At 64.2% G+C, this 26,187-nt stretch carries 25 protein-coding genes; 12 read left to right on the forward strand and 13 right to left on the reverse strand.

The genetic code is table 11. The features are described from left to right. Nucleotides 1-271: 271 nt before the first annotated feature. The 8 genes from ABVQ20_RS36105 to ABVQ20_RS36140 all read left to right on the forward strand — a co-directional run bounded on the left by ABVQ20_RS36105 (nt 272) and on the right by ABVQ20_RS36140 (nt 7,344). Complete coding sequence (locus ABVQ20_RS36105) at nt 272-1,105, forward strand: ABC transporter permease (RefSeq protein WP_354464671.1); 834 nt, start codon at nt 272-274, stop codon at nt 1,103-1,105. Between the two features lie 183 nt (nt 1,106-1,288). Next, the gene (locus ABVQ20_RS36110) at nt 1,289-2,080 is read left to right on the forward strand and encodes an ABC transporter permease (protein WP_354464597.1); all 792 of its coding nucleotides are present in this window, start codon (nt 1,289-1,291) and stop codon (nt 2,078-2,080) included. Beyond that, nucleotides 2,077-3,150: an ABC transporter ATP-binding protein gene (locus tag ABVQ20_RS36115; RefSeq protein ID WP_354464598.1), complete on the forward strand. Its 1,074-nt coding sequence runs from the start codon at nt 2,077-2,079 to the stop codon at nt 3,148-3,150. Before ABVQ20_RS36110 ends, ABVQ20_RS36115 begins: the two co-directional genes overlap by 4 nt. Nucleotides 3,151-3,167: 17 nt before the next feature. Continuing rightward, nucleotides 3,168-4,442, forward strand: coding sequence for a glycosyltransferase (locus ABVQ20_RS36120; RefSeq protein ID WP_354464599.1), 1,275 nt, complete (start codon nt 3,168-3,170; stop codon nt 4,440-4,442). A 233-nt stretch (nt 4,443-4,675) separates the two neighbouring features. After that, nucleotides 4,676-5,026 (forward strand): cupin domain-containing protein, encoded by a 351-nt coding sequence (locus ABVQ20_RS36125; RefSeq protein WP_354464600.1) that lies wholly within the window; start codon nt 4,676-4,678, stop codon nt 5,024-5,026. Between the two features lie 80 nt (nt 5,027-5,106). Next, nucleotides 5,107-5,448, forward strand: coding sequence for a cupin domain-containing protein (locus tag ABVQ20_RS36130; protein WP_354464601.1), 342 nt, complete (start codon nt 5,107-5,109; stop codon nt 5,446-5,448). A 22-nt stretch (nt 5,449-5,470) separates the two neighbouring features. After that, nucleotides 5,471-5,815, forward strand: coding sequence for a cupin domain-containing protein (locus ABVQ20_RS36135; RefSeq protein WP_354464602.1), 345 nt, complete (start codon nt 5,471-5,473; stop codon nt 5,813-5,815). 20 nt (nt 5,816-5,835) lie between these two features. Next, entirely contained in the window at nt 5,836-7,344 is a 1,509-nt protein-coding gene (locus tag ABVQ20_RS36140) for an aldehyde dehydrogenase family protein (protein ID WP_354464603.1), read from the forward strand. Between the two features lie 42 nt (nt 7,345-7,386). Here the strand turns inward: ABVQ20_RS36140 and bla are convergent, their stop codons facing one another. Next, a complete protein-coding gene (gene bla, locus ABVQ20_RS36145; RefSeq protein ID WP_354464604.1) occupies nt 7,387-8,280 on the reverse strand; it encodes a class A beta-lactamase in 894 nt (297 codons plus the stop codon). A 105-nt stretch (nt 8,281-8,385) separates the two neighbouring features. Between bla and ABVQ20_RS36150 the strand changes: the two genes are divergently transcribed. After that, a complete protein-coding gene (locus tag ABVQ20_RS36150; RefSeq protein ID WP_354464605.1) occupies nt 8,386-9,261 on the forward strand; it encodes a LysR family transcriptional regulator in 876 nt (291 codons plus the stop codon). An 8-nt stretch (nt 9,262-9,269) separates the two neighbouring features. Here the strand turns inward: ABVQ20_RS36150 and uxuA are convergent, their stop codons facing one another. Continuing rightward, the gene (uxuA, locus tag ABVQ20_RS36155; RefSeq protein WP_354464606.1) at nt 9,270-10,454 is read right to left on the reverse strand and encodes a mannonate dehydratase; all 1,185 of its coding nucleotides are present in this window, start codon (nt 10,452-10,454) and stop codon (nt 9,270-9,272) included. A 71-nt stretch (nt 10,455-10,525) separates the two neighbouring features. Between uxuA and ABVQ20_RS36160 the strand changes: the two genes are divergently transcribed. Further along, nucleotides 10,526-11,311 (forward strand): SDR family NAD(P)-dependent oxidoreductase, encoded by a 786-nt coding sequence (locus ABVQ20_RS36160; protein ID WP_354464607.1) that lies wholly within the window; start codon nt 10,526-10,528, stop codon nt 11,309-11,311. A 59-nt stretch (nt 11,312-11,370) separates the two neighbouring features. Here the strand turns inward: ABVQ20_RS36160 and ABVQ20_RS36165 are convergent, their stop codons facing one another. The 5 genes from ABVQ20_RS36165 to ABVQ20_RS36185 all read right to left on the reverse strand — a co-directional run bounded on the left by ABVQ20_RS36165 (nt 11,371) and on the right by ABVQ20_RS36185 (nt 16,162). Then, nucleotides 11,371-12,132 (reverse strand): SDR family NAD(P)-dependent oxidoreductase, encoded by a 762-nt coding sequence (locus ABVQ20_RS36165; protein ID WP_354464608.1) that lies wholly within the window; start codon nt 12,130-12,132, stop codon nt 11,371-11,373. A 10-nt stretch (nt 12,133-12,142) separates the two neighbouring features. Then, nucleotides 12,143-12,955 (reverse strand): ABC transporter permease, encoded by an 813-nt coding sequence (locus tag ABVQ20_RS36170; RefSeq protein WP_354464609.1) that lies wholly within the window; start codon nt 12,953-12,955, stop codon nt 12,143-12,145. Beyond that, nucleotides 12,955-13,818, reverse strand: a complete 864-nt coding sequence (locus ABVQ20_RS36175) for an ABC transporter permease (RefSeq protein WP_354464610.1) — start codon at nt 13,816-13,818, stop codon at nt 12,955-12,957. The genes ABVQ20_RS36170 and ABVQ20_RS36175 overlap by 1 nt, the downstream gene beginning before the upstream one ends. A 63-nt stretch (nt 13,819-13,881) precedes the next feature. Further along, the gene (locus ABVQ20_RS36180) at nt 13,882-15,045 is read right to left on the reverse strand and encodes an ABC transporter substrate-binding protein (RefSeq protein ID WP_354464611.1); all 1,164 of its coding nucleotides are present in this window, start codon (nt 15,043-15,045) and stop codon (nt 13,882-13,884) included. Beyond that, nucleotides 15,026-16,162, reverse strand: a complete 1,137-nt coding sequence (locus ABVQ20_RS36185) for an ABC transporter ATP-binding protein (protein ID WP_354464612.1) — start codon at nt 16,160-16,162, stop codon at nt 15,026-15,028. Before ABVQ20_RS36185 ends, ABVQ20_RS36180 begins: the two co-directional genes overlap by 20 nt. Nucleotides 16,163-16,282: 120 nt before the next feature. Between ABVQ20_RS36185 and ABVQ20_RS36190 the strand changes: the two genes are divergently transcribed. Continuing rightward, on the forward strand, nt 16,283-17,089 hold the full coding sequence (locus ABVQ20_RS36190) for a helix-turn-helix transcriptional regulator (RefSeq protein ID WP_354464613.1): 807 nt from the start codon (nt 16,283-16,285) through the stop codon (nt 17,087-17,089). A gap of 27 nt (nt 17,090-17,116) precedes the next feature. Here the strand turns inward: ABVQ20_RS36190 and ABVQ20_RS36195 are convergent, their stop codons facing one another. Both ABVQ20_RS36195 and ABVQ20_RS36200 read right to left on the reverse strand, forming a co-directional pair. Further along, nucleotides 17,117-19,189, reverse strand: a complete 2,073-nt coding sequence (locus ABVQ20_RS36195) for a 3-hydroxyacyl-CoA dehydrogenase NAD-binding domain-containing protein (RefSeq protein WP_354464614.1) — start codon at nt 19,187-19,189, stop codon at nt 17,117-17,119. A 92-nt stretch (nt 19,190-19,281) separates the two neighbouring features. Beyond that, a complete protein-coding gene (locus ABVQ20_RS36200) occupies nt 19,282-20,994 on the reverse strand; it encodes an MFS transporter (RefSeq protein ID WP_354464615.1) in 1,713 nt (570 codons plus the stop codon). A 79-nt stretch (nt 20,995-21,073) separates the two neighbouring features. Between ABVQ20_RS36200 and ABVQ20_RS36205 the strand changes: the two genes are divergently transcribed. Further along, nucleotides 21,074-21,691 (forward strand): TetR/AcrR family transcriptional regulator, encoded by a 618-nt coding sequence (locus ABVQ20_RS36205; protein WP_354464616.1) that lies wholly within the window; start codon nt 21,074-21,076, stop codon nt 21,689-21,691. A 3-nt stretch (nt 21,692-21,694) separates the two neighbouring features. Here ABVQ20_RS36205 and ABVQ20_RS36210 read toward each other — a convergent pair whose 3' ends face one another. Genes ABVQ20_RS36210 through ABVQ20_RS36225 form a run of 4 tightly spaced genes read right to left on the reverse strand, consistent with a single transcriptional unit; the run spans nt 21,695 to nt 26,164 of the window. After that, nucleotides 21,695-22,642, reverse strand: a complete 948-nt coding sequence (locus ABVQ20_RS36210; protein WP_354464617.1) for an ABC transporter permease — start codon at nt 22,640-22,642, stop codon at nt 21,695-21,697. Between the two features lie 3 nt (nt 22,643-22,645). Further along, complete coding sequence (locus ABVQ20_RS36215; protein ID WP_354464618.1) at nt 22,646-23,626, reverse strand: ABC transporter permease; 981 nt, start codon at nt 23,624-23,626, stop codon at nt 22,646-22,648. Continuing rightward, nucleotides 23,623-25,101: a sugar ABC transporter ATP-binding protein gene (locus ABVQ20_RS36220; RefSeq protein ID WP_354464619.1), complete on the reverse strand. Its 1,479-nt coding sequence runs from the start codon at nt 25,099-25,101 to the stop codon at nt 23,623-23,625. Before ABVQ20_RS36220 ends, ABVQ20_RS36215 begins: the two co-directional genes overlap by 4 nt. 49 nt (nt 25,102-25,150) lie before the next feature. Next, entirely contained in the window at nt 25,151-26,164 is a 1,014-nt protein-coding gene (locus ABVQ20_RS36225) for a substrate-binding domain-containing protein (RefSeq protein ID WP_354464620.1), read from the reverse strand. Nucleotides 26,165-26,187: the final 23 nt, after the last annotated feature.

The following is a 26,187-nucleotide window of genomic DNA, read 5'->3' on the forward strand; positions in this document are numbered from 1 at the left end:
TGGCTTTCCGTCCGCTACGCGGACCACGCCTCACCCCCCTCATCCGGCCGCTTCGCGGCCACCTTCTCCCGGTGGGGGAGAAGAGGCTGGCGTCAGCGCTGCCCACCTCCTCTCCCCTAGGGGAGAGGTCGGATTGCCCCGAATTGCCCTTTGCAATTCGGTTGGCAATCCGGGTGAGGGGGCAACTGCCGAGACCCCATTTCGTTGAGATGCCCGGCGGGCCAGAGGGCGGTACTTCGTGAAATACGTCCCCTCCCGCTCTTCCCTGCTGATGGCCCCGGCGCTGGTCTGGTTGGCCGCGCTGATGGTGATCCCATGCGCGCTGGTGCTGGCGCTCGCCTTCTTCCGGCGCGGCATCTATGGCGGCATCGACTACACCTTCACGCTGGAGAATTTCGGGCTGGTCTTCGACCCGCTCTATGCCGGCATCTTCCTCAAATCGGCGCGCATCGCCGGCACCGCCACGCTGATCGCGGTGGTGATCGGCTATGCCGCCGCCTATGCCATCGCCGCCGCGCCGCGCCGCTGGCAGCCGGTGTTCCTGTTCTTCGCCGTGCTGCCTTTCTGGTCCAACTATTTGATCCGCACCTATGCCTGGATCGTGCTGCTCAACCGTGAGGGCCTGATCACCCAGCTCTTGCGCTGGTTCGGCTACACCGGCGAGCCGCCATCGATGCTCTACACCGAAGGCGCGGTCATCGCCGGCCTCGTCTACAACTACCTGCCCTTCGTCATCCTGGCCTGCTACGCGCCGCTGTCGCGCCTCAACCCGGAATTGGCGGAGGCCTCGCGCGACCTCGGCGCTTCGGCCATCACCACATTCCGCCGTGTCATCCTGCCGCTGACCGTACCCGGCATCGCCGCCGGCGCCGTTTTCGTCTTCGTGCTGTCGATCGGCAATTTCGTCACGCCCGCCCTGCTCGGCGGCGGCCGCTTCCAGATGATCGGCAACCTCGTCTACGACCAGTTCCTGACCGCCAATGACTGGCCGTTCGGCGCGGCACTGGCCATGGCGCTGATCGCCATCATGCTTTTGGTGCTGATGGCACAGGCGATGGCTGCCAATCGCGCCTCGGGGCGGGCGGCAGGAGGCGCCAATGGCTGAGCGTAAGCTTTCTTCCTTCTCCCCGTTTACGGGGAGAAGGTGCCCCGAAGGGGCGGATGAGGGGCGGCGCCAACCTTTGCGACGCTTAGCGCTGCCCCTCATCTGCCTGCCGGCATCTTCTCCCCGTGAACGGGGAGAAGGACGCTGGTCGCCGGTTTGCCCTTCACTCACCGGAGCGCAGCGATGAACCAGCCTCTTGCCCGCACCCTCGGCATGCGAACGATCCTCACCCTCGTCTTCGCCTTCCTCTACATCCCCATCGCCGTTCTGGTGGCGCTGTCCTTCAATGAAGGCGGATTGCCGACGGCATGGTCCGGCTTTTCGCTGAAATGGTATGTCTCGCTGGCCCACAATTCCGCCATCCTTTCCGCCGCGCTCAACACGCTGATCGTGGCTGTTGTTTCGACAGCCATCGCCACCCTGCTCGGCACGCTGCTGGCGATCGGCGTCGAGATGCGCCGGCAGTATGGCAGGGGGATCGAGGCGCTGATCTTCGCGCCGATGATCATTCCCGACATCGTGCTGGCGATCGCCCTGCTGTCGTTCTTCTCCATGCTCAACCTGACCATGGGCCTGCACACCATCATCCTCGCCCATGTCGTCTTCAACCTTGCCTTCGTCTGTTCGGTGGTGCGCGCTCGGCTGAAGAGTTTCGACTGGTCGATCGTCGAGGCATCCGCCGATCTCGGCGCTTCCGCCGTCACCACCTTCCGGCGCGTGACCTTGCCAGTCATCCTGCCGGCGGTCATCGCCGGCGCGCTGCTTGCCTTCACGCTGTCGGTCGACGAATTCATCATCGCCTTCTTCACATCCGGCGCCGGCCGCGCCTCGACCACGCTGCCGATGCAGATCTACTCGATGATCCGCTTCGGCATCACGCCGGAGATCAATGCCCTGGCGACCATCGTCATGGCGGTCTCCATCACCGCGCTAACCCTGTCGCAGCGGCTCAATCGAGGGATCATCGGCCAATGAGCGAACCACGCACGCTGCTGGCCATCGACAAGGTGTCGAAGAATTTCGGCCGGGTCACCGCCGTCGACGGCATCTCGCTCGATATCCGCGAGAATGAGTTCTTCGCTTTGCTCGGCCCTTCGGGATGCGGCAAGACCACGCTCTTGCGCATGCTCGCGGGCTTCGAGACTCCGAATGCCGGCCGCATCCTGCTCGATGGCCGAGACATCGCCCGGACCCCACCCAACAAGCGGCCGGTCAATCTGATGTTCCAGTCCTACGCGCTGTTCCCGCATATGAGCGTCAGGGCCAATGTGTCCTACGGCCTTGAGATGGAGAGTTTGCCGACTAAGGAAATCCGCTCGCGCGTCGATGCGATCCTGGCAACGACTGAACTCGTCAACTTCGCGCACCGCAAGCCGGAGCAATTGTCGGGCGGCCAGAAGCAGCGTGTCGCGCTGGCCCGGGCATTGGTCAAGCGGCCACGGCTGCTGCTGCTCGACGAGCCGCTCGGCGCGCTCGACAAGAAGCTGCGCGGCGCCATGCAGCTGGAGCTGAAGCGCCTGCAGCACGAGGTCGGCATCACCTTCGTCATCGTCACCCACGACCAGGAAGAATCGCTGGTCATGGCCGACCGCATGGCGGTGCTGAAAGACGGCAAGCTCTTGCAATGCGACACGCCGCACGCGGTCTACGAACATCCCGCCGACCGCTTCGTCGCCGACTTCATCGGCGTGATGAATTTCGTGCCGGGCAAAGCCGCCGCCGATGGCGTGTTGGCCGCAAATGGCACTCGGATCGCCGGCAAGGTTCCCGCCGCGCTGTCAGCCGGAGCGCCCGCCGTCGCGTCGGTGCGGCCCGAGCGCATCCGGCTGTTCCCTTCGGCTGAGACTGCCAACCGCACCACAGGCACGGTCGAGGCACTGGCCTATCAGGGGCTTGACCTGCAACTGCATGTCCGCACCGCTCTGTCGCCAAAACCGTTCCTGGTGCGCGTCACCGCCGATGCCGCCGACCGCCGGCCGGTCGCCGCTGGCGATGCCGTCGAGCTCGGTTGGGACGCCGCCGACACCCGTATTTTCGCAGATTGATTGGAAGGAGAAGCTAGATGGCGCAGAAGACGATCGCGTTTTTTCCGGAAGCGGCCTACGGCCCGGCGCTCAATTCCGTCGGCATCGCCCAGGCGGTCGAGGCGCGCGGCCACAAGGCCGTGTTCCTGTCCGATCCCGGCTTTGTCGAGGTCTACAGGGGTTACGGTTTCGAGGCCCATCCGGTGAACCTGTCCGAGCCTATGCCGCCCGAGCAGATGGCCAAGTTCTGGGAGGACTTCATCAACGGCCACATCCCGAATTTTCGCAAGTCGCCCTACGACCAGGTCGACAATTACGTCAGGGATTGCTGGACCGCGATCGTCGACAGCGCCAAATGGGCGCAGAAGGATCTGCCGCGCGTTCTGGCTGCCATCAAGCCGGACGTCATCTGCGTCGACAACGTCATCCTGTTCCCGGCGATCAAGCAGTATGGCAAGCCCTGGGTGCGCGTCATCTCCTGCTCGGAAAACGAGATCGAGGACGAGGACATCCCGCCGCACCTCTCGGGCTGCGGCGAGAGCGACCATGCCGGACACCAGCGCTACCGCGACCATTTCAACGCGGTGATCAAACCGATCCATGACGACTTCAACGGCTTCCTTACGGCCAACAACGAGGCGGCCTATCCGGTCGGTCAGTTCTTCGAGGCCTCGCCCCATCTCAATTTGCTGCTCTATCCGGAAGCAGCGAAATTCAAGCGCCGCCAGGCGCTCGATCCCGCAAAATTCCAGTATCTGGAAGGCTGCGTGCGGCAGGAGAAGCCCTACACGGTGCCGACCTTCGCTGGGAATAATGACGGGCCACTGCTCTACGTCTCCTTCGGCAGCCTGGGTGCCGGCGATGTCGACCTGCTGAAGCGCATCGTCGCGACGCTGGGCAAGACGCGCTATCGGGCGCTGGTCAATGTCGGCGGCTACAAGGACCAATACACCGACGTGCCCGGCAACGTCATCGTCGACAGCTGGTTTCCGCAGCCTTCGGTCATCCCGCAGGTCGATGCCGTCATCCACCATGGCGGCAACAACTCGTTCACCGAGTGCCTCTATTTCGGCAAGCCGGCCATCATCATGCCCTATGTCTGGGATGGCCACGACAACGCCACCCGCGTCGAGGAAACCGGCCACGGCTTCGGCATGCCGCGCTACGACTGGAGCGATGCCGAGCTGGTGGCCAGGATCGAAGCCTGCCTGACGGACCCGAAGATGAAGGCCAAGCTGGCGAAGACATCGGCACAGATGCGCGCGCAGAACGGCCCGGAGAAGGCGGCGGGTTTGCTGGAGACGCTGCTGTGATCGAGTTGGTAGGCATGGCATTCCTTCGCGCGCCCCTCTGTCCTGCCGGACATCTCCCCCACTTGGGGGGGAGATCGGATGTCGCGACCGCCTTCGCCAATTTTCAACGCAGAAGAATGGGCGCCGAAGCCGAAACTGCCAATCTCCCCCCAAGTGGGGGAGATGTCCGGCAAAACAGAGGGGGGCGCCGTAGAGCGAAGCCTTATCAACCGTCACACCATCAGAGCCTCAGCATGACCTCTTCCGCCCCGCATCTCCACCAGGCCTCCACCCGCACTGACCTCGTCGACTGGGGCGTCCAGCCGGATGCACTGGAAGGCGCTTCGCATTCCACCGGCAAACTCGTGCACAAGGGACCGAACAACCAGCCGGAATCGGGTATCTGGGTGTGCACGCCCGGCCGCTGGCGGCTCTCGATCCCGCGCGATGAACTGTGTCATTTCGTTGCCGGCCGGGCGACCTACCGGTCGGATGTCGGCGAGGTGATAGAAGTTTCCACCGGAACCGTGGTCATGTTCCCCGCCGGCTGGACGGGCGAATGCACGGTGCATGAGAGCATGCGCAACGTCTACATGCTGGCCTGAGAGCATGATCCCGAAAAGTGGGAACCGGTTTTCGGACAAGATCATGCTCAAGCAGGACCACACCAACGGAGCTACACGACATGTCGACACCACACTGGCCGAAAGCCTCGGCCATGGAACTGGAGGATTGGGGCGCGGGCAGCAACACGCTCGCTGGCTCACCGCGCGCCTCGGGCAAGATCCTGTTCCAGCATCCCGACGGATCGAGCGAATGCGGCCTGTGGTCGTGCACGCCGGGCACGCGCAAGGTCACCTTCCAAGCCGACGAGTTCTGCCATTTCCTGTCGGGACGCGGCAGCTATGTCCACGACAATGGCGAGCAGATCCCGGTCGAGGCCGGCACGCTCGTCTTCTTCCCCGCCGGCTGGACCGGCACCTCCATAATCACCGAAACGCTGACCAAGGCCTTCATGTGCCGGTGAGCACTTTTCCAAGGAAATCCATATGACCACGCCGATCATGCAATCGCCGCTCGCCATCACCGACCTCGTCGACTGGGGCGTCATCCCCACCATGATCGAGGGCCAGTCCCACACCTCGGGCAAACTGCTGCACAAAGGCTCGGAAGGCCGTTCCGAATGCGGCCTGTGGGTCTGCACGCCGGGCAAGTGGCACTGCCATGTCACCCGCGACGAATTCTGCCACTTCCTCGAAGGCCGCTGCACCTATGTGCATGAATCCGGCGAAGTGATCGAGATCGAGCCGGACACGGCGGCGTTCTTCCCGCAGGACTGGAAGGGCGTCTGCACCGTCCATGAGACCATCAAGAAGGTCTACATGATCCGCTGATCGGATCTGAGAGGATATCCATGCACTTCTCCCCTGACCGGCCGACCTTCTTCGTCAATCCGGACTACCGGCCGATGGCCTGCGCAAACAAACTGGTGGTCGATCCGGCGACGCTGGAAACCGTCGGCGCGATCGCATCGGCCAGCGACGGTGAGATCGACGCCGTGCTCACCGCGGCGATCAAGGCACAGGTCGCCTGGAAAAAGCTCGACGCCAAGAGCCGGGCAAAACAGCTCCATGCCGTCGCCAACGCGATCGAGGCAGCGGACTTCACACGTTGCGCCGAACTGATGGTGCGCGAGATGGGCAAGCCCTACCCGGAAGCTATCGGCGAGATCGCCAATTGCGCGCCGATCTTCCGCTACTATGCCGAAATGGCGCGTGACGATGCCGGCAAGGTCGCCGGCACGACGCAGGCCGGTTCGTTCCAGTATGCGCGCTACGAGCCCTATGGCGTCTCCGTCCACATCATGCCCTACAATTTTCCGATCCTGTTGATGTGCTGGACCGTCGCGGCCTCGCTTGCCGCCGGCAATGCCTGCATCATCAAGCCGGCGGAGGCGACGACGCTGTCGACGCTCGACTACATGAGCGTGTTCCGCTCGCTGCCGGAAGGGCTGGTCTCCTGCCTCCCCGGCGGCGCGGCGACGGCACAGGCACTGATCACCTCCGATCGCACCCATGCGGTTGCCTTCACCGGCTCTGTCGCCGCCGGCAAGGCGGTGGCGGTGGCCTGCGCCGAACGGATGAAGCCTTGCGTCATCGAGGCTGGCGGCAGCGATCCGCTGATCATCAGCCAACACGCCCCGCTCGACGTCGCTGCCGCTGGCAGCGTCACCGCCGCCTTCCACCTCACCGGCCAGGTTTGCACCTCGGCCGAGCGCTTCTTCGTGGTTGATTCGGTGCATGATCCCTTCGTCGAACTGTTCGCGGCGAGGACACGCGCGCTGCGCATCGGCAACGGCATGGACAAGACCGAGATCGGCCCGCTGGTCAGCGAGGCGGCGCGAGCCAAGGTGATGCGGCTGGTCGACGACGCGGTGCGCGATGGCGCCGTTACGGTCACCGGTGGGCGCATCCCGCCGGCACACGCCACCGGCTGGTTCTACGAACCGACCATCCTGACTGGCGTGACCCCTGACATGGCGATCGTGCGCGAAGAGTGCTTCGGGCCGGTCGCCGCCATCTGCCGTGTCAGGGATTTCGACGAGGCGATCCGACTTGCCAATGACAGCCCGTTCGGGCTCGGCGCCTCCGTCTTCACCACGGATCTCGCCGAAGCGCATGAGGCGGCCGAACGCCTCGAGGCCGGCATGGTCTGGGTCAACAACCCACTGATCGACAATGACGCCCTGCCCTTCGGCGGCTGGAAGGCATCAGGCCTCGGCCGCGAACTCGGCCGCCAGGGGCTCGACGCGTTCCGACGCTCGAAAATGGTCATCATCGACCACAGACCGGCGATCCAGGAATGGTGGTATCCCTACCCCGACAGCTGGTTTCGCGAAACCGGCGGCCGCAAGCACGTTTAATTCGCTCCGAGGAGCGGCGCGGTCGCGCCGCTCGCCAAAGCCTTAGGCCTTGATCGCTTCGACCAACGCGCGTGAGACGGAAGCGATCGCTGCGTTGCGCTTTGCCAGCACCTCTTTCGTGCCTGTCAGGTAGACCGACATCACAATCGGATTGCCGGACGCCGGCCAGATGACGGCTGCATCATTGGTGCTGCCACGGTCGCCCGTGCCGGTCTTGTCTCCGCACTTCCATCCCTGAGGCAACCCAGCCCTTATGCGCTCGCCGCCGGTCTTGTTGGCCACCAGCCATTCGACAAGCTGCGCCCGGCTTTTCTGCGAGAGGCTGTCGGCGAGGGTAAGTCGCTCGACCGTCTCGGCCATGGCGGCGGGAGAGGTCGTGTCGCGCTCGTCGCCCGGCAGCGATTCGTTCAGATCCGGCTCGATCCGGTCCAATCTGGTCACCTTGTCGCCTAGGGAACGCAGATAGGCCGTCAGCGCAGCCGGTCCGCCAAAGGACTCCAGCATCAGATTGCCGGCACCATTGTCACTGACCGTGACCGCGGCTTCGCAGATCTCCGCCACCGTCATCTCGCCGCCGGCATGGTTCTTCGTCACCGGCGAATTCGCGACCACGGCAGTGCGCGGGACCTTGACGCGGCGGTCCAGCTGCTCGATGCCGCCATCGACACGGTGCAAGACAAGCGAGGCCGCCAGCATCTTGAAGGTGCTGCACATGGGAAACAGCTCCTTCTCGCGGTAACCGAACTGCTCGCCTGTTCCCGAAATCCGGCATGTGACGCCGAGCCGTCCACCGCTTTCCGTCTCGATCCGCCTTATTTTCGGCGTCAGCCCATCAAATTTTGTCGGGCTCGTCGCTGCCCTCGCAATCGCGCCAAGGCTGACCGGCGCCGCCAAGACCACAGCGAGACCGCCGATGAAATTGCGTCTGTTTGTCATGTCCACACTCTCTTTTGCCCGCGCCGCAGAACTGGACCAGATCCAGCGCGATCACAAACGAGTAAACATCGCCTCCGTCATAAGAAAAACTAGGGCTCGATTTCCATGAAACGGTCGCATCTTCCGCTGAACGGTCTGCGGGCTTTCGAAGCCTCTGCACGCCATCTCAGCTTCACCGGCGCCGGCCTTGAACTGCGCGTTACGCAAGCCGCCGTCAGCCATCAGGTCAAAGGGCTGGAAGAGGTCCTCGGCGTCCGGCTTTTTCGCCGATTGCCGCATGGTCTCGCCTTGAGCGAGGAGGGCGAGGCCCTGCTGCCGGTGCTGAGTGACGCCTTCAACAGGATCAGCGTCACGCTCGACCGCTTCGAGGGCGGCCGCTTCAACGACATCGTCACCATCGGCGTCGTCGGCACCTTCGCTTCCGGCTGGCTGATCCCCCGGTTGCCGCTGTTCCACAAGGCCTATCCGGACATCGAGCTGCGCATCTCGACCAACAACAACCGGGTCAATCTCGCGGCCGACGGCCTCGACTTTGCCCTCCGCTTTGGCGACGGCTCCTGGCCGGGGACCGAGAACACCCCGCTGCTGCCTGGCTCCTTCTCGCCGGCCTGTGCGCCCGACATCGCCGCGCGTCTGCGCGACCCCTCGGATCTCGCGGGTGAAACGCTGCTGTGCTCGTACAGGGAAGACGAATGGCTGCGCTGGTTCGAGGCGGCGGGGCGCCATTGCCCGCCGATCAAGGGCATTGTCTTCGATTCGTCGGTCACCATGGCCAATGCCGCCGTCCAGGGCGCCGGCGTGGCGCTGCTGCCGGTCTCGATGTTCAGCCGCGAACTCGGTTCCGGCCAGCTGGTCCAGCCCTTCGATTGCACGGTCGATGTCGGCCGCTACTGGCTGTCGGCGCGGCGCAGGCGCCAGAACTCGCAAGCGATGATCGTCTTCGCCGATTGGTTGAAGGCGGAGACGGCAGCCAGGAGTTGAACCGAGCCTCAGGCGAGCCCGAACCGCTCCACCGCCCGCATGATGCCGCGCAGTTCGGCCAGACCTTTCAGCCGGCCGATCAGCGAATAGCCGGGGTTGATCCTGGTCTTGCCGATATCGTCGGCGAGCAGGTGGCCATGGTCCGGACGCATGGGTATGCGCCAGTCGGCCCTGCCCTCCGCACGACGGCGCGTCTCCTCCTTCATCAGCGCCAGGATGACTTCAGCCATGTCGGTGGACCCCTCCAGATGCTCCGCCTCGAAGAAGGAGCCATCCTCCTCGCGCGTCACGTTGCGCAGATGCGCGAAATGGATTCTTGGGGCGAATTTCCTGATCATCGCGACAAGGTCATTGTCGGCGCGCACACCGTAGGAGCCCGTGCAGAAGGTCAGGCCGTTGGCCGGACTGTCGACCGTTTCCAGGATGAAGCGCGCGTCATCGGCGGTCGAGACGACCCGCGGCAATCCGTAGAGCGAGAAGGGCGGATCGTCTGGATGGATGCACATGCGCGCGCCGACGTCCTCGGCAACGGGAATGATTTGCTTCAGGAACCAGGCAAGGTTGGCGCGCAGCTCGGCCGGACCGATCGCCTCGTAGTCAGCCAGGGCCGCGCGCATGCCATCCCGATCGTACTTGCGTTCGGTGGCCGGAAGCCCGGCAATGAGGTTGCGCTCTATCTTGTCGATGCGCTCGTCGCTTAACGTCTTCAGCCGCGCTTCCGCCTCCTTGAGACGCGCCGGGCTGTAGTCGGCCTCGGCATTCCTCCGCTTCAGCACGAACAGATCATAGGCGGCAAAGTCGATCGCATCGAAGCGCAGGGCATAGCCGGTGGTCGGCAGCCGGTAGGCGAGATCGGTCCGGGTCCAGTCCACCACCGGCATGAAATTGTAGCAGATGGTGGCGATGCCGGCCTTTGCCAGCGCCCGGATCGTGTCCTTGTACCAGCCGACATAGCGCTCCCTTTCCGCCGAGCCGGTCTTGATCGAGTTGTGGACGGGGATGCTCTCCACCACCGACCAGTTCAGCCCGGCGGCCTCGATGACGCGCTTGCGCTCGAGTATGTCGGCGAGCGGCCAGGCGCTGCCGTCATAGATGTTGTGCAGTGCCGAAACGACACCTGTGGCTCCGGCCTGTTTGACATGATCGAGCGTGACCGGATCGTCCGGACCGTACCAGCGCCAGCATTGTTCCATGATTGTCTCTTGAGTGGTTGCGAGGAGCCATATTGTCGGACAACAATGGCGAGTCAAATCGGAGCTTCGCAATGAAGGATTTCGACGGCAAGGTTGCCCTGGTGACGGGAACGACCGGCATCGGCCTGGCAAGCGCCCGGCGTCTGGCGGCGGGCGGGGCGGCGATCCTTGCCTGCGGCATCGACAAAAGCGCCAACGCGGCCATGCAGGCCGAGCTCGATCACTCGGGCGCCGCAGCCCTGGTGATGACGACGGACGTCTCCGTTCCGGATGAGGTGGCCAAGGCGATCGCCGCCGGCGTCGCGCGCTTCGGCGGGTTGGACATCATCGTCAATTCGGCCGCCGTGCACCCCTATGGCACGGCGACGACGACGAATTTCGAGACCTGGAACCGGACGATGTCCGTCAATGTCGGCTCGATCTACCTCACGGCCCGTTTCGGCATTCCCGAAATGATCAAGCGGGGCGGCGGCGCCATCATCAACGTGGCTTCCGTGCAAGGCCACGCCTGCCAGGAGAACGTCGCCGCCTACGCCACGACCAAGGGCGCGATCCACACGCTGACACGCTCGCTGGCGCTCGACTACTCACGCCAGGGTATCCGCGTGAATTCGGTCAGTCCGGGATCGATCCGCACACCCATCCTCGAGCGGGCGGCGCGCGGTGACCATGGCACGGATGCCGACGTCGAAGCGGCCTACAGGCGCTTTGGCGAAGCGCATCCGATCGGCCGCATCGGCGAGCCCGAGGAAGTGGCCGAGCTCATTGCATTCCTGTGCTCGTCCAAGGCGGGCTTCTGCACCGGTGCCGACTACAAGATAGACGGCGGACTGACCGCCGGCATCGGCGTGAAATGAAAGGCAGGGCGCCGATCCCGCCAAGAGCCGTTCTTGCGGCTATGCGCGGTTCGCGGGCGTCAGCCGATGCTTTCGCCGCCGTCGATCACCAGCGCCTGGCCGGTCATGAAGGATGAGCGGTCCGAGACCAGGAACAGGATTGCTTCGGCGATCTCCTCGGCGCTGGCCCAGCGCCCCATCGGAATCTTGGTGCGGACATAGCGCTCGATCGCCTCGCGTCCGCCCATCTGGGCGATGAACGGCTCATTGAACGGCGTATCGACCCAGCCCGGGCAGAGCGCGTTGACGCGGACATTGTGCCTGGCATAGTCGAGCGACATCTGCCGGGTCATCGCCACCACCGCATGTTTGGACGTGGCGTAGGCGATCATCTCGCGGTCATAGAACACGCCCGAATTCGAAGCCGTGTTGAGGATGACACCGCCGCCCTGCGCGATCATCGACGGCATGACGATCCTGGCCGCCAGGAACTGGGCGCGGACATTGACCCGCCACGACGCATCCATGCCGTCGACATCGACCTCGGTCAGCGTGCCGCCGACCTGGATGCCGGCATGGTTGTGCAGGATGTCGATCCGCCCGTGCTTCTGGATCGTACCGGCAATGAGCTGCTCGACGGCCGCGTCCTCGTTGACATCCGTGGCGATGGCCTCGGCTTGGCCACCGGCCGTTCGGATGGCGCCAGCCGTCGCTTCGCCGGCGGCGGCATCCCTGTCGGCAATGACGATCGTCGCGCCTTCCTTGCCCATGATGATGGCGCCGGCACGTCCGATGCCGGAACCGGCGCCTGTCACCACGGCGATGCGGTCTTTGAGGATCATGATGCGACTTTCAGTTTGATGGCTTGCGCTGGCGCAGCTGCCATTGGGCAAGCACCACGAGCAGGACGGAGGCAACCAGCACGATGGTCGCGATGGCGTTGATTTCCGGCGTCACGCCACGCCGGATCGACGCGAAGACATAGATCGGCAGCGTCGTCTGCGCGCCCGCGACGAAGAAGGCGATGATGAAATCGTCGAAGGAGAAAGTGAAGGCGAGCAGGAAGCCGGCGACCACCGCCGGCATGATCTGCGGCAGGACAATCGAGCGGAACGTCGTCAGCGGCGTGGCATAGAGATCGCTGGAAGCCTCGACCAGATTGCGGTCGAGGCTGCCGAGCCGCGTGCCGACGATCATCGTGACCAGCGCCATCGAGAACAGGCCGTGCGCCGCGATGATCGAGCCATAGCCAAGCGACAGCCTGGGCGGCTGATCGCCCGGCCAGATCGAGGCGAGGAACGGATTGACGACCGCGAACAGCTGGACGAGCGCGACCAGCGTCGAGATGCCGATGACGACGCCGGGAACGACGATCGCCGCCCCAAGCAGTGCGTCGAACACCGCGCGGGTTCGCACCCCGACGCGTGCCAGGCCGAGTGCGGCGGCGGTACCGAACAGCGCGGCCAGCAAGGCGCTGGTGGTGGCGATGAACAGGCTGTTCTTCAGCGCCTCGACCAGGAACGGGTTCGACAGCGCCTTGCCGTACCATTGCACCGAAAAACCGGTGAACTCGCTGGCATGGTGCCCCGCGTTGAAGGAGAACAGCACGACAAGCGCGATCGGCAGATAGAGGAAGGCGAAGACGGCAATGACGAAGGCGCGCATCAGATCAGATCCACCCGGCGGGCGCCCGAAACCCGGGTCGAGATACGGTTGGCGGCAATCAGCACCACCACGGAGACCAGAACCAGCGTGATGGCGATGGCCGATCCGAACGGCCAGTTGCGCGACTGCAGGAACAGGTCAACCAGCGCATTGCCGATGAAGAACACCTTGCCGCCGCCAAGCAGCGTCGGGATCAGGTATTCGCCAAGCAGCAGGATCATCACCAGCGAGAAGCCGGTCATCACGCCCGGCAACGACAGTTTTAAGGTCACGCCCAGGAATGTGGAGAGCGGCGTCGCGCCGAGATCGGCGGAGGCTTCCAGCAGCCGACGGTCGAGCCGCTCGAGGCTGACATAGATCGGCAGGATCATCAGCGGCAGGTAGCCATAGACGATGCCGAGCAGGACCGCGCCCGGCGTGTTGATCAGCCTGACATCCTCGAAGCCGATATAGGCGAGCAGCGCCGGAATGCCGCGCCCGCCCAGCACATACATCCAGGCGTAGGTTCGCATCAAAAGGCTGGTCCAGAACGGAATCACGACGAGCGCAAGCAAGATCAGCCGCCACCGTGCAGGCGCGCGCAGCGCAAGGTAATAGGCGACCGGATAGGCGACGAGCAGACAGGCGAGCGCGCCGACCGGCGCCAACAGCATCGTGTTCCAGAAGGCTGTCGCCCGTGCCGGAAGGTTGGCGTATTGCGCGAAGGTGAAGGCAGCCTGGTAGCCGCCCTCCGGCGCCCGTTCGCCGACGCTGAACACGGCGATGGCGATGAACGGCAGCACCAGGAACACCACCAGCCACGCTGTCGCCGGCGCAAGCAGCAGCGCGGTCAGGAAATTATGACGAAATTTGTTGCCGTGCATTGAAACCGCCCCGATACCGGCGGACACGTGCCCGCCGGTCAATTGTCCGCGTCAGGCTGACCCTCAGGCCGACTTGAAGCGTGCCATCAGTTCGGCACGGCCAGGATCGGTCAGCGTTGCCGCCGCGCCGAATTCCAGTGGCGTCAAAAGGTCGGCGGCCGGATAGAGGATCGGGTTGTCCAGCACTTCCTTCGGCAGCAGTTTGTTGACGCGCGCGTCGGTCGAGGGCGCGCCATTGGCCAGGTGCTCCTTCACCGCGACCTGCGGGTTCATCAGGTAGTTGAGCAAGGCATAGCCGGCCGGCTTGTTCGGCGCGTCCTTCGGAATGGCGTAGAAATCGGTCCAGATCTCGCCGCCTTCCTTGCCCAGCACATAGGCGATCTCGGGGATGTCGCGATGCAGCTGCGCGCCGTCATTGGTCCAGCACATGGTCATCCAGGCGTCGCCCGCGCGCATTCCCGGCTGATAGTCGGACGAGACCGCGAACAGATGCGGCTTGACCTTCAGCAGCAGTGCCTCGGCCTTGGCCAGTTCATCCTGCTTCAGCGAGTTGAACGAGTAGCCGTAATATTTCAGCGCATTGCCGATGGTTGTCAGCTGGTAGTCATGCACCATGGTGCGGCCATCGCCCTCGGCCATCGCCGTGTCCCAGAACTCCTTCCAGCTCGTCATCGGCTTGGCGAGTTTCTTGGTGTTAACGGCAAACCCTGTGGTGCCCCAGTTCTTCGGCACAGCGTAGGTCACCTTGTCGATCGTGCCTTCGGCGGTGAAGCGCGGATCTTCCTGCGTGCCGTCGAAATTGGGCAGCTTCGCCATGTCCAGCGGCTCGATGATCCCAAGCTTCTTGTAGGTCGAGATCGTGTAGTTGGTCGGCACGAACAGGCTCCAGCCCGACGCACCGGCCTGCAGCTTGGCCAGCATCTCCTCGTTGGAGCCGAACACGTTGACCTCGACGGCGACGCCGGTGTCCTTCTTGAAGTTCTCGAAGGTCTGCGGGTCATGGTAGTTCGGCCAGGTGGCGATCGACATGCGATCGCCGAGGCTTTCGGCGGCAAAGGCCGGCGTCGGCATGATGCCGATCTCGCGCGCCATCACTGCGGTCGCAATTCCAAGGCCGGTCAGGCCAAGAAAATCGCGGCGGCCGATCGAGCCGCGCTTGAGGCGCATCAGCTGGTCGACGAACTTCTCGGGGCTTATCGGCAGTCCATCACGATATGATTTCGACATGTTTGTTTACCCTCTGGTTGGTCCCGTTGTTCTTGGTCTCCGGAAACGCCAGCGGCGTCCCGTTGGCAAAGCCGATGGCGACGGGTTCACCCGGCTTGAAGAGATTTCCGTGGCCGATCACATGGTCGGCCTTGGCGAGCAGCGTCCCCAGACCCTGGACCTCGATGGCGTATTCCGCCGTCGAGCCCAGGAATATCCGGTTGCGGACGACGCCCTTGAACGGGCCGCCTGTCGGCGCGCCGAGACTGAGTGTTTCGGGACGCAGGCTGACCGACACGGCCTCGCCTTGGCGCAGGGTTGTCCGCTTGCGCGCCGCGATGACGGTGCCGTCGGCCAGCGCCACTTCAACGAGGTCGCCGGAATGCCCGGCGACGGTGCCGCTCAACAAATTGGTCTTGCCGACGAAGTCGGCGACGAACAGGTCGGCCGGCTCGTCATAGATCTCGCTGGGTTGCCCGAGCTGGACGATGCGCCCGCCATTCATGACGCAGACGAAATCGCTCATCGACAGCGCTTCCTCCTGGTCGTGGGTAACGAGGACAAAGGTGATGCCGATCTCGCGCTGCAGATTCTGCAGTTCGATCTGCATGTCTGTGCGCAGCTTCTTGTCGAGCGCGGCAAGCGGCTCGTCGAGCAGCAACACGGCCGGCTTGTTGACCAAGGCGCGCGCCAGCGCGACACGCTGCTGCTGTCCGCCCGACAGTTCATGGATCTTGCGGCGGCCATAGCCGGCGAGCCGCACCATTTCCAGCGCCTCGCCCGCCCGCGTGCCGATCTCGCGTGACGACAGCCTCGGCCTTGCCTGGCGCAGGCCATAGGCAACGTTGTCCTCGACATCCAGATGCGGAAACAGCGCATATTGCTGGAACACCATGTTGACCGGCCGCCGGTACGGCGGCGTGCCCGCCATGTCCTGTCCACGGATCAACACCTGGCCTTCGCTCGGCTGCTCGAAGCCGCCGATCATGCGCAGGCATGTGGTCTTGCCGCAGCCGGACGGCCCGAGCAGCGCGACAAAGGCAGAGGGCGGCACGGCAAGGTCGATGCCGCTGACCGCGGTCACCGCGCCATAGCGCTTGGTGACGCCGCGAAACTCGATGTCGGGCACTGCGGTCAAAGGCTGCGGGCTCCAGCGACAGGGCAATTTCAAGACGCTACCAGAGCCAATACCTGCTAGTATATACCTCGCGGGTGGTATATCTGATCTATATTATCGTTTGAAGGGGTATGGCTGAGCGTGTCCCGCAGCGACGAATACAACCAGCTCGCCACGCTTGTCGCCGCGACCCGGGAGACGAGCGGCGATCTCTTCGGCAAGGCGATGGTCGATTGGCTGAGGCAGCATGTCAGCTTCGACCATTGCGTGATCTTCGGCTATCGCGGTGCGGCACGCCCGCCGCTGCTGTTCGAGACCTTCTCGCCAGCCGAAAGCCACGTCTTCGTGGCGCTCTACCAGGAAGGGCCGTATCTTCTGGACCCGTTCCACCATGCGGCGGTCGAACGAAAGGAAGGTTTCTGGCGCATGCGCGAACTGGCGCCGGACCGCTTCTATGCCAGCGAATATTTTCGCTCCTACTACAGCCAGACAAGGCTGGCCGAGGAGGTCGGCTTCTTCGTGCCGCTGCCGGACAAAGACGCGCTGGTTATCTCCCTGATGCGGTTGCGCGCGTCAGGCACCTTCGGAACCGCCGATGCCAGGCTGTTGCGCGACATGGCGCCTGCGGTGATCAGCCTGGCTAGGCTGCGCTGGCCGGGCCTTCCGACAGATGAGCCTACCGGAACCAAGCAGGACGAAGCGATTGCCCCGGTCAACGAGTTCGACCGCGCGCATATCTGGCAGAGCCTGTCGCTGACACCGCGCGAAAAACATGTCGTCGACCTAGTGCTGCAGGGCCATTCCACGGAATCGATCGCCAGGGCCATGCGCATCGTGCCGGGAACCGTGAAGGTCCACCGGCGCAACATCTACCGCAAGCTCAAGATCAAGTCGCAGGCCGGCCTCTTCGCCCGCTTCGTCGAGATCATCGACGCGCGGATAAGGTAGCCGGCGAACAATGTGCCGGCCGGCCTTTCAGATGGAGGCGCCGGCTTCCCACGAACCGGTCTCGGCCATTGCCTTGAGCAGCGGAGCCGGCTTGAAGACATCCTTGGCCGTTCGGTCATGCCAGTACTCGAGCCGCTCGATGATCTTGGCCGCACCTTCCAGGCCGGCCCAGAACATCGGTCCGCCCTTGCCCACGGGAAAGCCGTAGCCGTTGACCCAGACGACATCGATGTCGGACGAGCGGGCCACTATCCCTTCCTCCAGGATTTTCGCGCCCTCGTTGATCATCGGATAGAGCGTGCGCTCGATGATCTCCTCGGCGCTGATCGCACGCGGCGCGATGCCCTTCTCGGCCGCTTTGGTGCGGATCAGCGCCTCGACCTCGGGATCGGCAATCGGCGTGCGCGCGTCGGCTTCGTAGAGATAGAAGCCACGGCCGGTCTTCTGGCCAAAACGGCCCTGTTCGCACAGCGTGTCGGCGATGACAGCCGTCAGGCCGCGCGCCTTGCGATTGCGCCAGCCAATGTCGAGGCCGGCGAGATCGCCCATCTGGAACGGACCCATCGGCCAGCCGAAATCGGTGAACGCCTGATCGATCTGGCTGGGCGTCGCGCCCTCCAGCAACAGCGCTTCGGATTCCGAGCCACGCGCGGCCAGCATGCGGTTGCCGACGAAGCCATGGCAGACGCCGACGACGACAGCCACCTTGCCGATCCGCCGCGCCATATCGACGACGGTGGCCAGCGCATCGGGCGCGGTCTTGTCGGCGCGCACGATCTCCAGCAGCTTCATGACATTGGCCGGCGAGAAGAAATGCAGGCCGAGCACGTCCTGCGGCCGCGAGATCGAGGCGGCGATTTCGTTGATGTCGAGATAGGAGGTGTTGGTGGCAAGGATGGCACCGGGTTTGGCCACGGCATCGAGCTTGCCGAACACCTCCTTCTTGACCGCCATGTCCTCGAACACAGCCTCGACGATCAGGTCGCAGTCGGCGAGGTCGGCATAGTCGGTGGAGCCTTTGAACTGGGCGAGCCGCTGCCGCTTGGCGTCTTCGGTCAAGGAGCCGCGCGTGACGGAAACGGCGTAGTTCTTCTCGATCGTGCCGAGCCCGCGCTGCAGCGCCTCCTGGCTGGTTTCCAGCAAGGTGATGGGGTAGCCGCCATTGGCGAAAGCCATGGCGATGCCACCGCCCATCGTGCCGGCGCCGATGATCCCGACGCGGGTGATCCTGCGCTTGACGATGTCCTTGGCCGAGGTCTTGGCCGCCTCACGTTCGGCGAAGAACAGATGGCGCTGCGCCCGTGACTGGTCACTGGCGACGAGTCTTACGAACAGCGCGCGCTCCGCCGCCAGTGCTTCGTCGAAAGGCATCGTGACGGCATTGCGCACCGCTTGCGCACAGGCGATCGGCGCCTCGAGGCCACGCGCCTTCTTGGCGAGGGCCCCAGCCTCGGCGTCGAAGGCCGCCAGGTCGGTTTCCTCGAGCCCATCATCGCGATCGCGCACGGGCGTGTAGGGACCACCCTTGCGGGCTATTTCCCTGGCGAAGTTTACTGCATGCGCGGTCAGGTCGCCTTCAAAGACGGCATCGACCAGGCCGGCGGCATGCGCTTCGGTGGCACCGATCGGCGAACCGGAGACGATCATCCTGAGCGCCTTCACCGCCCCGACAAGACGCGGCAGCCGCACCGTGCCGCCGCCGCCCGGCAACAGGCCGAGTTTCACCTCGGGCAAGCCGAGCTTGGCGCCGGCATCAGCGACGCGGAAATGGCATCCGAGCGCTAGCTCCAGGCCGCCACCGAGCGCGGTTCCATGGATGGCCGCGACCGTCGGCTTGGCGATGGTCTCGAGCGTTGCGATCAGCGCGCGCAGATCGGGCTGTTGCACAGGCTTGCCGAATTCCGTGATGTCGGCGCCGGCGACAAAGGTCCGGCCGGCACAGGCGATGACGATGGCCGCGACCGATGGATCATCCCGCAGGGAGACCAGCGCCTGCAGCAGCGGCTCGCGGACATGAAAACTCAGCGCGTTGACCGGCGGATTGTCGATGGTGACGATGGCGACATCGCCGTCCCGGCTGACCTTCACGAAATCGGACAAGCAAAACCTCCCAGCAATGGTGAGCGGCTAGCCGCCGCGCGAACGGGATTTACAGCGCCATGACGCCGATGGGAACTGGCTCGGCACAATGATTAGCGCCGGACGGCAGCCACCGCCGCAACCAGTTCTGGTATCGCGGCATCCACAGTGCGCCCGCCACGCCAGGAGGCAAAAGCCGCGACGAGATAAAGAAGTGCCGAGAAGGTGAAGGCGAAAACGAGGCCATGCTTGAACGGTCCCGACATCAGTTCGGGGAAGAAGGCGTGGCCGGTCAGCGTATCGATGCTCTGCTGCGGCAGCGCATGCAGGACGTCTGCCGGGATCAGTTCCCCCATCGGATTGTAGCCGAGGAAGGCGGCGAACAGGCTGGCGACCGGCGGCATGTTGGCGATCTGATGGGCAATGGCTTGCGGCACGTGCTGCGCCAGCAGGCCGGTCTCCATGCTTTGCGGCAGGCTCGCGGCGAGGCCGACGATCATCAGGCTGAAGAACAGGCCGATCGACAGCACCTGCCCGGCATTGGTGGTGGTGGCGCGCATGCCCGAGGCCTGGCCACGTTCGCGCGCCGGCACCGAGTTCATGATCTGCGTCGAATTCGGCGCCACGAACAGGCCGGAGCCAAGGCCATTGAGGAACAGCAGTGCTGCGAAGGCAGTGTAGGAAAAGTCGGCCGGCAGCGCCATCAGCGCCACGAAGCTGGCCGCCCCCACGACCATGCCACCGACCGCGAAGGGCACGCCGCCGACCCGATCCGAGAAGTAGCCGGACACCGGCCCGGCGATCAGGAAGCCGATGGTCAGCGGCAGCATGAAGATCGCCGACCACAGCGGCGTCTCTTCGAACGAATAGCCATGCAGCGGCAGCCAGATGCCCTGCAGCCAGACGATGAGCATGAATTGCAGCCCGCCGCGCGCAATGCCCGAAGCGAGGTTGGCGATGTTGCCATAGGCGAAGCCGGGGATGCGGAACAGTTTGAGATCCAGCATCGGCTTGGCGACGCGCTGCTCGATGAAGATGAAGGCGATCAGCGAGATGAAGCCGATGGCGAACAGGGTCAGCACCTTGGGGCTGGTCCACGCCATGACCTGGTCGCCATAGGGCTGCAGGCCGTAGGTGATGGCGGTGAGGATCAGCACGAGGCCAAGCCCGAAGCTGATATTGCCCAGCCAGTCGATCGTATGCGTGGAGCGGTTCGGCGCGTCATGCAGCTTCAGATACGCCCAGACCGTGCCGACCAAGCCGAACGGCACGTTGATCCAGAACACCAGCCGCCAGTCGGTATCGGCGAGCAGGCCGCCGATGAGCAGGCCGATGAACTGACCGCCGATGGCCGCCACCACATTGATGCCCAGCGCGAAGCCGCGTTCGTTTTCCGGAAAGGCGTCGGTCAACAGCGCAGTGGAGTTGGCCATGATCAGCGCGCCGCCAATGCCCTGGATGATGCGCACCGATATCAGGTACATCGCGGCGAAGTCGCCCTGCCCGGGCAGCAGACTGAGCGCGATCGAGGCCGCGGTGAATATGGCGAAGCCGAGATTGTACATCCTGGCCCGGCCGAACTGGTCGCCGAGCCGCCCGAAGGCGACGACGAGCACCGCCGTGGCGATCATGTAGCCGATGATCGCCCAGAGCAGGTAGTTGATGTTGCCGGGGTCGAGCGCCTTGAGGCCGATGCCTCGAAACACCGCTGGCAAGCTGATCAGCAGGATCGAGCCGTTGATGGCGGCGGCCAGCATGCCAAGCGTGGTGTTGCTCAGAACCATCCATTTGTGGCTCTGTGGGCGATCGGATGCGGCGGCATTCATGGTGGAAGCTCTCGAAGGTGTTGGCGTGGTCGTCGCCAACGCTATATATGAGGATAGTCTCAGGTTTGGAAATATGAGGATGACCTCGGAAAAAGCAAGAGCCTCGGTGTCAAATCCGCGTGCACCGCAGCAGAAAAGAGGGCGCCAGCGGGTCGCGGCCCTGATGGCGAGCGCAGCGCAGTTGTTCGTCGAGAAGGGTTTCGACGCCACGACAATGACCGAGATCGCCGCGCGCGCCGGGGCAGCGATCGGCACGCTCTATCTGTTCTTCCCGACCAAGGAGGCGTTGGCCGAGGCCATTCTGGCCGAGCATGCGGAAAGCCTGTCCACCCAACTCGACGCCTTGCAGGAACGCGCCAAAGGCCTCGCGCCGGCGGCGATCGCCGATGCACTGTTCGATGTGCTCGGCGCCTTCCTCGCTGCGCATCCTGCCTATTCGGCGCTCCTCGACCTTCCCGGTGACGATGGCTGGCGGCGCGCAATGCGCGCGAGACGGCGGACCCAGATCGCCGCCCTGTTCGCGCGCGCCGAACCGCCGCTGCCGGCAGGCCAGGCCGAACGTCTGGCCGTCATCGTGCCGCAGTTGATGCGCATCCCGCTGGCGCTGGTCGGCGAAAAAAGATTGCGCGACGGGGTGCTGGAGGAATTGCGATTGATGCTTGCCCGGCATCTGCGCCAAGTGGGAACGGAACGGTGAAAGTTACCGGACTGCCTTCTGCCCACCCGCCGCCGTGATCACCCCGACGATGATCAGCCCTGTCAGCAACAGCCGAACGCCGGCACTGACGCCGAACGTGTTGAGCATGGTCAGCAGCAGCACCAGGAATAGCGCCGCGCCCCAGACGCCTGGGACATTGGCCTTGCCGCCGGCGACCGACGTGCCGCCGATGACGACAACGGCGATCGAGGCCAGCAGATATTCATTGCCGATATCGACATTGGCGCCACGGAAATAGCCGGCGAGCAGCGCGCCGTCGATACCGCCGAGCGCTCCCGACAGCGTGTAGGTGAGGAAGCGGATGCGGCCGACATTGACGCCAGCGAGCCATGCGGCGCGGATGTTCTGGCCGATCGCCAGCACCGAGCGACCATAGATCATGCGCTGCAGCGCGATCGCCGCACCGATGGTGAACAGCACGGTGAGGATCGCCAGCACCGGGATGCCCAGAACCTGCCAGTTGGCGAAATCGGCGAAGCCGGGCGGCGGCTTGATCTGCAGGCCGCGCCCATAGCTGATGTCGATCGACTGGATGATGAAGCTGGCAGACAGCGTGGCGATGATCGGCGGAATACGCAGCGCCCAGATCAGCAGATAGTTCACGGCGCCTATGGCCGCGCCACAGGCAAGCGCCGCCAGTAGCCCTACCACGATCATCGAGTCGTTGCCGTCCATCACCTTCATGGCGACGGCGCTGGCGAGGCCGATATTGGCCGGCAACGACAGGTCGACATTGCCTGGGCCGAGCGTGATGACGAACATCTGCCCGATACCGACAATGACGGTGAACACAGCAAGCGAAAGTGCTGCCGTGATCATGCCGCCCGCGCCATAGCCGCCGGTGAAGGCAATCGTCGCCAGCCACACCAGCAGCGCGCCGAGGAACGACCAGATCCAGGGTTTGGCAATCAGCGATCTCACCAACGCCATTGCTCACCTCTCCCTGCGACTGATCAGCACCCGCGCCGCCAGCACGATGATCAGGATGGCGCCGTTGGCGGCCACCTGCCAGTCGGGCGGGATGTGCATGAAGGTGAGCAGCGGCGAGGCTGCCAATGCCAGCGTCAGCGCGCCGATCACCGCGCCGATCGGCGACACCCGGCCGCCAACGAATTCACCGCCGCCCAGGATGACACCGGCAATGGCCAGCAGCGTATAGCCATTGCCGATATTGGCATCGGCCGAGGTGGTGATGCCTATCAGTGCCATGCCGGACAGCACGCCGAAGACGCCGGCCAGAGCGAACAGCACGATCTTGGTCTTGAGCAGCGACCAGCCGGCGCGCCCGAGTGCGGCCGGATTGCCGCCGGAGCCGCGCAGGATGACACCATAGGAGGTGCGCATGAGGCCGAAATGGACGATGAGGCCGATCAGCAGCGCGGCGATGATTGGGAACGGGACGAGAGGCGGTTTGAATGCCATGATCGCTAGCAGCCAGTCCGGCGCCTTGCCGCCAGGTTTCGGCAGGACGAGAATGGCAAGCCCCTGCCAGACGAAGCTCATGCCCAACGTCACCACGATCGAAGGCAGGTTGCGCAAATGAATCAGCGCGCCGAGCAGCGCATAGACGCCGATCGACCCGAGCAGGATGGCGACGCCGACAAGCGGCGCATCCTTCAGCCATGTCGCGGTGACGCAGCCGACGAAACCGACAAAGGTGCCTATCGACAGGTCGAGTTCGTTGCCGGTGATGACGAACATCTGCGCGATCGTCGCCAGCGCGATCGGGATCGCCAGGTTCAGCATCAGGCTGAAGCCGAAATAGCTGATGGCGCGCGGATTAAGCCAGGCGATGGCGATGAGCACAATCGCCAGCGACAATGCCGGCAGCAGCCCGCGCAGCAGGCGGGCGCGAGCCAGCGCGCCACGCTCGGCGGAATTCCTGGCCGTGGTGTCGAGGCTGGCAGTCGTCATCTCAGGCCGCATCCGAAGGAAGACTGAATGATCTTCTCTTCAGTCAGTTCGTCGCGACGCAGATTGGCAACGATCCGGCCGTTCTTGAAGACATAGATGTGGTCGCAATTGTCGAGCTCCTCGGTTTCCGTGGTGTACCAGAGGAAGGTGCGGCCGTGGCTGGCCTCTTCACGCACCAGATCATAGACCTCAAGCTTGGTGCCGATATCGACGCCGCGCATCGGATCGTCCATCAGCACGATCTGTGCGTCCGAGCCGAGGGCGCGGGCAAACAACGCCTTTTGCTGATTGCCGCCCGAAAGCGAGAAGATATTGTTGTTCATGTCCGGCGTGCGGATGCCGATCTTCTTTTGCCAGAACCAGGCAAGTTCAGCCTCGCGTTGCGGCGAGATCAACAGCCCGTTGCGCAGGCGTGCCAATGAGCGGATGCCGATGTTCTCGGCGATCGACCATTGCGGGAAGATGCCATCCGACTGGCGGTCTCCGGCCACCAGCGCCACGGGTGCGGTGACCTCGACGCCGGGCCGGGCGCGTGACGCGGCCGAGAAGATCGCCAGCAGCAGGTCCGTCTGGCCGTGGCCCGCCAGCCCGGCGAGGCCGATGATCTGGCCCGCATACGCCACAAGCTCCTTGCCGTCCTCCTGGCGGGCCGGCCGGGCCTTGACCCTGAGCACAACGGTCTCCGGCCGGCCGGCCGCAATCTCGGCCTGCTTGCGGGCCTCGGCTCCGCCCATTGCCGTCACGAGCTTGTCGCGATCGAAGGCATCAGCCGCGGCGGCGGCCACGATCTTGCCGTCGCGCATCACCACGATGCGGTCGGCATTGCCGAGCACCTCGCCCAGCAGATGCGAGATCAGGATGCAGCTGCGTCCGCTGGCGACGAAGCGCCGGACGAAAGCCAGCAACTGCCCCGCCGTATGCGCATCGAGCGACGACGTCGGCTCGTCGAGGATGACCAGTTCGAGCGGATCGTGCGTGACGGTGAAGGCCCGTGCCACCTCCACCATCTGGCGCCGGCCGATCGAAAGGTCTCCGGCTATGTCGGCCGCGGAAATGGTGTGGCCGGGAAAGATCTCGTCCAGCTTGGCGGTGATCAGATCGGCCGCCTTGCGCCGCCAGCCAAAGCCGCGCAACGAGGGATGGTTGATGCGCGTATTCTCCGCGACGCTGAGGTTGGGACACAGCGACAATTCCTGGAAGACGCAGCGTATGCCGAGCTTCTGCGCGCGAGGCACGGAGTAGTTTTGCTCCATGCCGCCGCGCACCGCAATCTGGCCGCTGTCGGGCAATAACGTGCCCGCCACCATATGCATCAGCGTCGACTTGCCGGCACCATTGTGGCCGACGAGACCAACACACTCGCCGGAACGAACGCTGAAGTCGACGCCGTCAAGCGCGCGGACAGCGCCGAAATGCTTGGCGGCGCTGCCCAGTCTGATGATGTCCGCACTGCTCCCGGCCCGTGTTTCAGTCATGCTCAACGGTATCCGGTTGGCTATGCGGACGGCAACGGTCGCCCCAGGCTCACTTGATGTTGGATTTAATGGCCGCCATCGCGTCAGCTTGCGTGTATTCATGGCTGGCCACGCCGCCCTTCACGATCTTGGGCAGCTCGGCCTCGAAATCGTCCTGGGTGAAGGCGAGATACGGCACCAGCAGGTCGTGCGGAATGTCGGTGCGGCCGTCGAGGACCTGTTGCGCCACCCAGAAGGCAAGCGACGATACGCCCGGTGCGATGGAAGCCGACCAGGTCTTGTAGCCATCCTTGTCCTTCTGTTCCTTCCACCACTGCAATTCGTCCTGGCGATTGCCCATGATGATCGTCGGGCGTGGCTTGCCGGCGGCGGCGAAAGCCTGTGCCGCGCCATAGCCGTCGCCACCCTGATCGACGATTCCAACGACATCCGGCAGCGAAGGCAGGATCGTCGCAACGGCCTTCTGGGCCGTGGTCTGGTCCCAGTCGCCGGTGACCGAACCAACGATCTTGAACTCGGGATGAGCCGCGATGCCTTCCAGGATTCCGGCATGGATGGCATCGTCGATCGAGGTGCCGGCCAGGCCGCGGATTTCCAGCAGATTGCCGCCCTTGGGCTGGAACTTGGCCATCTGCTCGACTTCCTGCTTGCCCATGTCCTTGAAGTCGACGACGACGCGATAGGCGCAGGGTTCGGTCACGGTACCGTCAAAGGAAACCACGACGATGCCGGCGGCGCAGGCCTGCTTGATGGCGCCGTTGAGCGCATCCGGTGAAGCGGCATTGATGACGATCGCGTCATAGCCCTGCAGGATGAGGTTCTGGACCTGGGCTGCCTGGGTCGGCACTTCCTTGTCGGCCGTCGTGAAGATGTCGGCGGCCGCGACGATCTTGTCGGCAACCGCCTTCTTGGTGACGATCGCATAGCTGTCGAGCATGGCCTGCCGCCAGGAATTGCCTGCATAGTTATTTGAGAAGGCGATCTTCTTGCCGCTGGTATCCGCGAATGCGGTGCCTGATGCGAGCATGGCGGCAAGGGCGCCCAAGACGAATAGTTTCTTCATGTCATACTCCTCCCATGAGTTTG

It is taken from the genome of Mesorhizobium shangrilense (assembly GCF_040537815.1).
Classification (GTDB): Bacteria; Pseudomonadota; Alphaproteobacteria; order Rhizobiales; family Rhizobiaceae; genus Mesorhizobium; species Mesorhizobium shangrilense.

Excerpts from the sequence above, each read along its gene's own strand:
- ABVQ20_RS36110 (WP_354464597.1), top strand. The coding sequence starts at position 1,289 with ATGAACCAGCCTCTTGCCCGCACCCTCGGCATGCGAACGATCCTCACC.
- ABVQ20_RS36200 (WP_354464615.1), bottom strand. The coding sequence starts at position 20,994 with ATGAATGCCGCCGCATCCGATCGCCCACAGAGCCACAAATGGATGGTT.
- bla (WP_354464604.1), bottom strand. The coding sequence starts at position 8,280 with ATGACAAACAGACGCAATTTCATCGGCGGTCTCGCTGTGGTCTTGGCG.
- ABVQ20_RS36120 (WP_354464599.1), top strand. The coding sequence starts at position 3,168 with ATGGCGCAGAAGACGATCGCGTTTTTTCCGGAAGCGGCCTACGGCCCG.
- ABVQ20_RS36170 (WP_354464609.1), bottom strand. The coding sequence starts at position 12,955 with ATGCGCGCCTTCGTCATTGCCGTCTTCGCCTTCCTCTATCTGCCGATC.
- ABVQ20_RS36130 (WP_354464601.1), top strand. The coding sequence starts at position 5,107 with ATGTCGACACCACACTGGCCGAAAGCCTCGGCCATGGAACTGGAGGAT.
- ABVQ20_RS36115 (WP_354464598.1), top strand. The coding sequence starts at position 2,077 with ATGAGCGAACCACGCACGCTGCTGGCCATCGACAAGGTGTCGAAGAAT.
- ABVQ20_RS36225 (WP_354464620.1), bottom strand. The coding sequence starts at position 26,164 with ATGAAGAAACTATTCGTCTTGGGCGCCCTTGCCGCCATGCTCGCATCA.
- ABVQ20_RS36150 (WP_354464605.1), top strand. The coding sequence starts at position 8,386 with ATGAAACGGTCGCATCTTCCGCTGAACGGTCTGCGGGCTTTCGAAGCC.
- ABVQ20_RS36105 (WP_354464671.1), top strand. The coding sequence starts at position 272 with ATGGCCCCGGCGCTGGTCTGGTTGGCCGCGCTGATGGTGATCCCATGC.
- ABVQ20_RS36210 (WP_354464617.1), bottom strand. The coding sequence starts at position 22,642 with ATGGCGTTGGTGAGATCGCTGATTGCCAAACCCTGGATCTGGTCGTTC.
- ABVQ20_RS36140 (WP_354464603.1), top strand. The coding sequence starts at position 5,836 with ATGCACTTCTCCCCTGACCGGCCGACCTTCTTCGTCAATCCGGACTAC.
- ABVQ20_RS36215 (WP_354464618.1), bottom strand. The coding sequence starts at position 23,626 with ATGACGACTGCCAGCCTCGACACCACGGCCAGGAATTCCGCCGAGCGT.
- uxuA (WP_354464606.1), bottom strand. The coding sequence starts at position 10,454 with ATGGAACAATGCTGGCGCTGGTACGGTCCGGACGATCCGGTCACGCTC.
- ABVQ20_RS36160 (WP_354464607.1), top strand. The coding sequence starts at position 10,526 with ATGAAGGATTTCGACGGCAAGGTTGCCCTGGTGACGGGAACGACCGGC.
- ABVQ20_RS36175 (WP_354464610.1), bottom strand. The coding sequence starts at position 13,818 with ATGCACGGCAACAAATTTCGTCATAATTTCCTGACCGCGCTGCTGCTT.
- ABVQ20_RS36135 (WP_354464602.1), top strand. The coding sequence starts at position 5,471 with ATGACCACGCCGATCATGCAATCGCCGCTCGCCATCACCGACCTCGTC.
- ABVQ20_RS36165 (WP_354464608.1), bottom strand. The coding sequence starts at position 12,132 with ATGATCCTCAAAGACCGCATCGCCGTGGTGACAGGCGCCGGTTCCGGC.
- ABVQ20_RS36180 (WP_354464611.1), bottom strand. The coding sequence starts at position 15,045 with ATGTCGAAATCATATCGTGATGGACTGCCGATAAGCCCCGAGAAGTTC.
- ABVQ20_RS36125 (WP_354464600.1), top strand. The coding sequence starts at position 4,676 with ATGACCTCTTCCGCCCCGCATCTCCACCAGGCCTCCACCCGCACTGAC.
- ABVQ20_RS36220 (WP_354464619.1), bottom strand. The coding sequence starts at position 25,101 with ATGACTGAAACACGGGCCGGGAGCAGTGCGGACATCATCAGACTGGGC.
- ABVQ20_RS36205 (WP_354464616.1), top strand. The coding sequence starts at position 21,074 with ATGACCTCGGAAAAAGCAAGAGCCTCGGTGTCAAATCCGCGTGCACCG.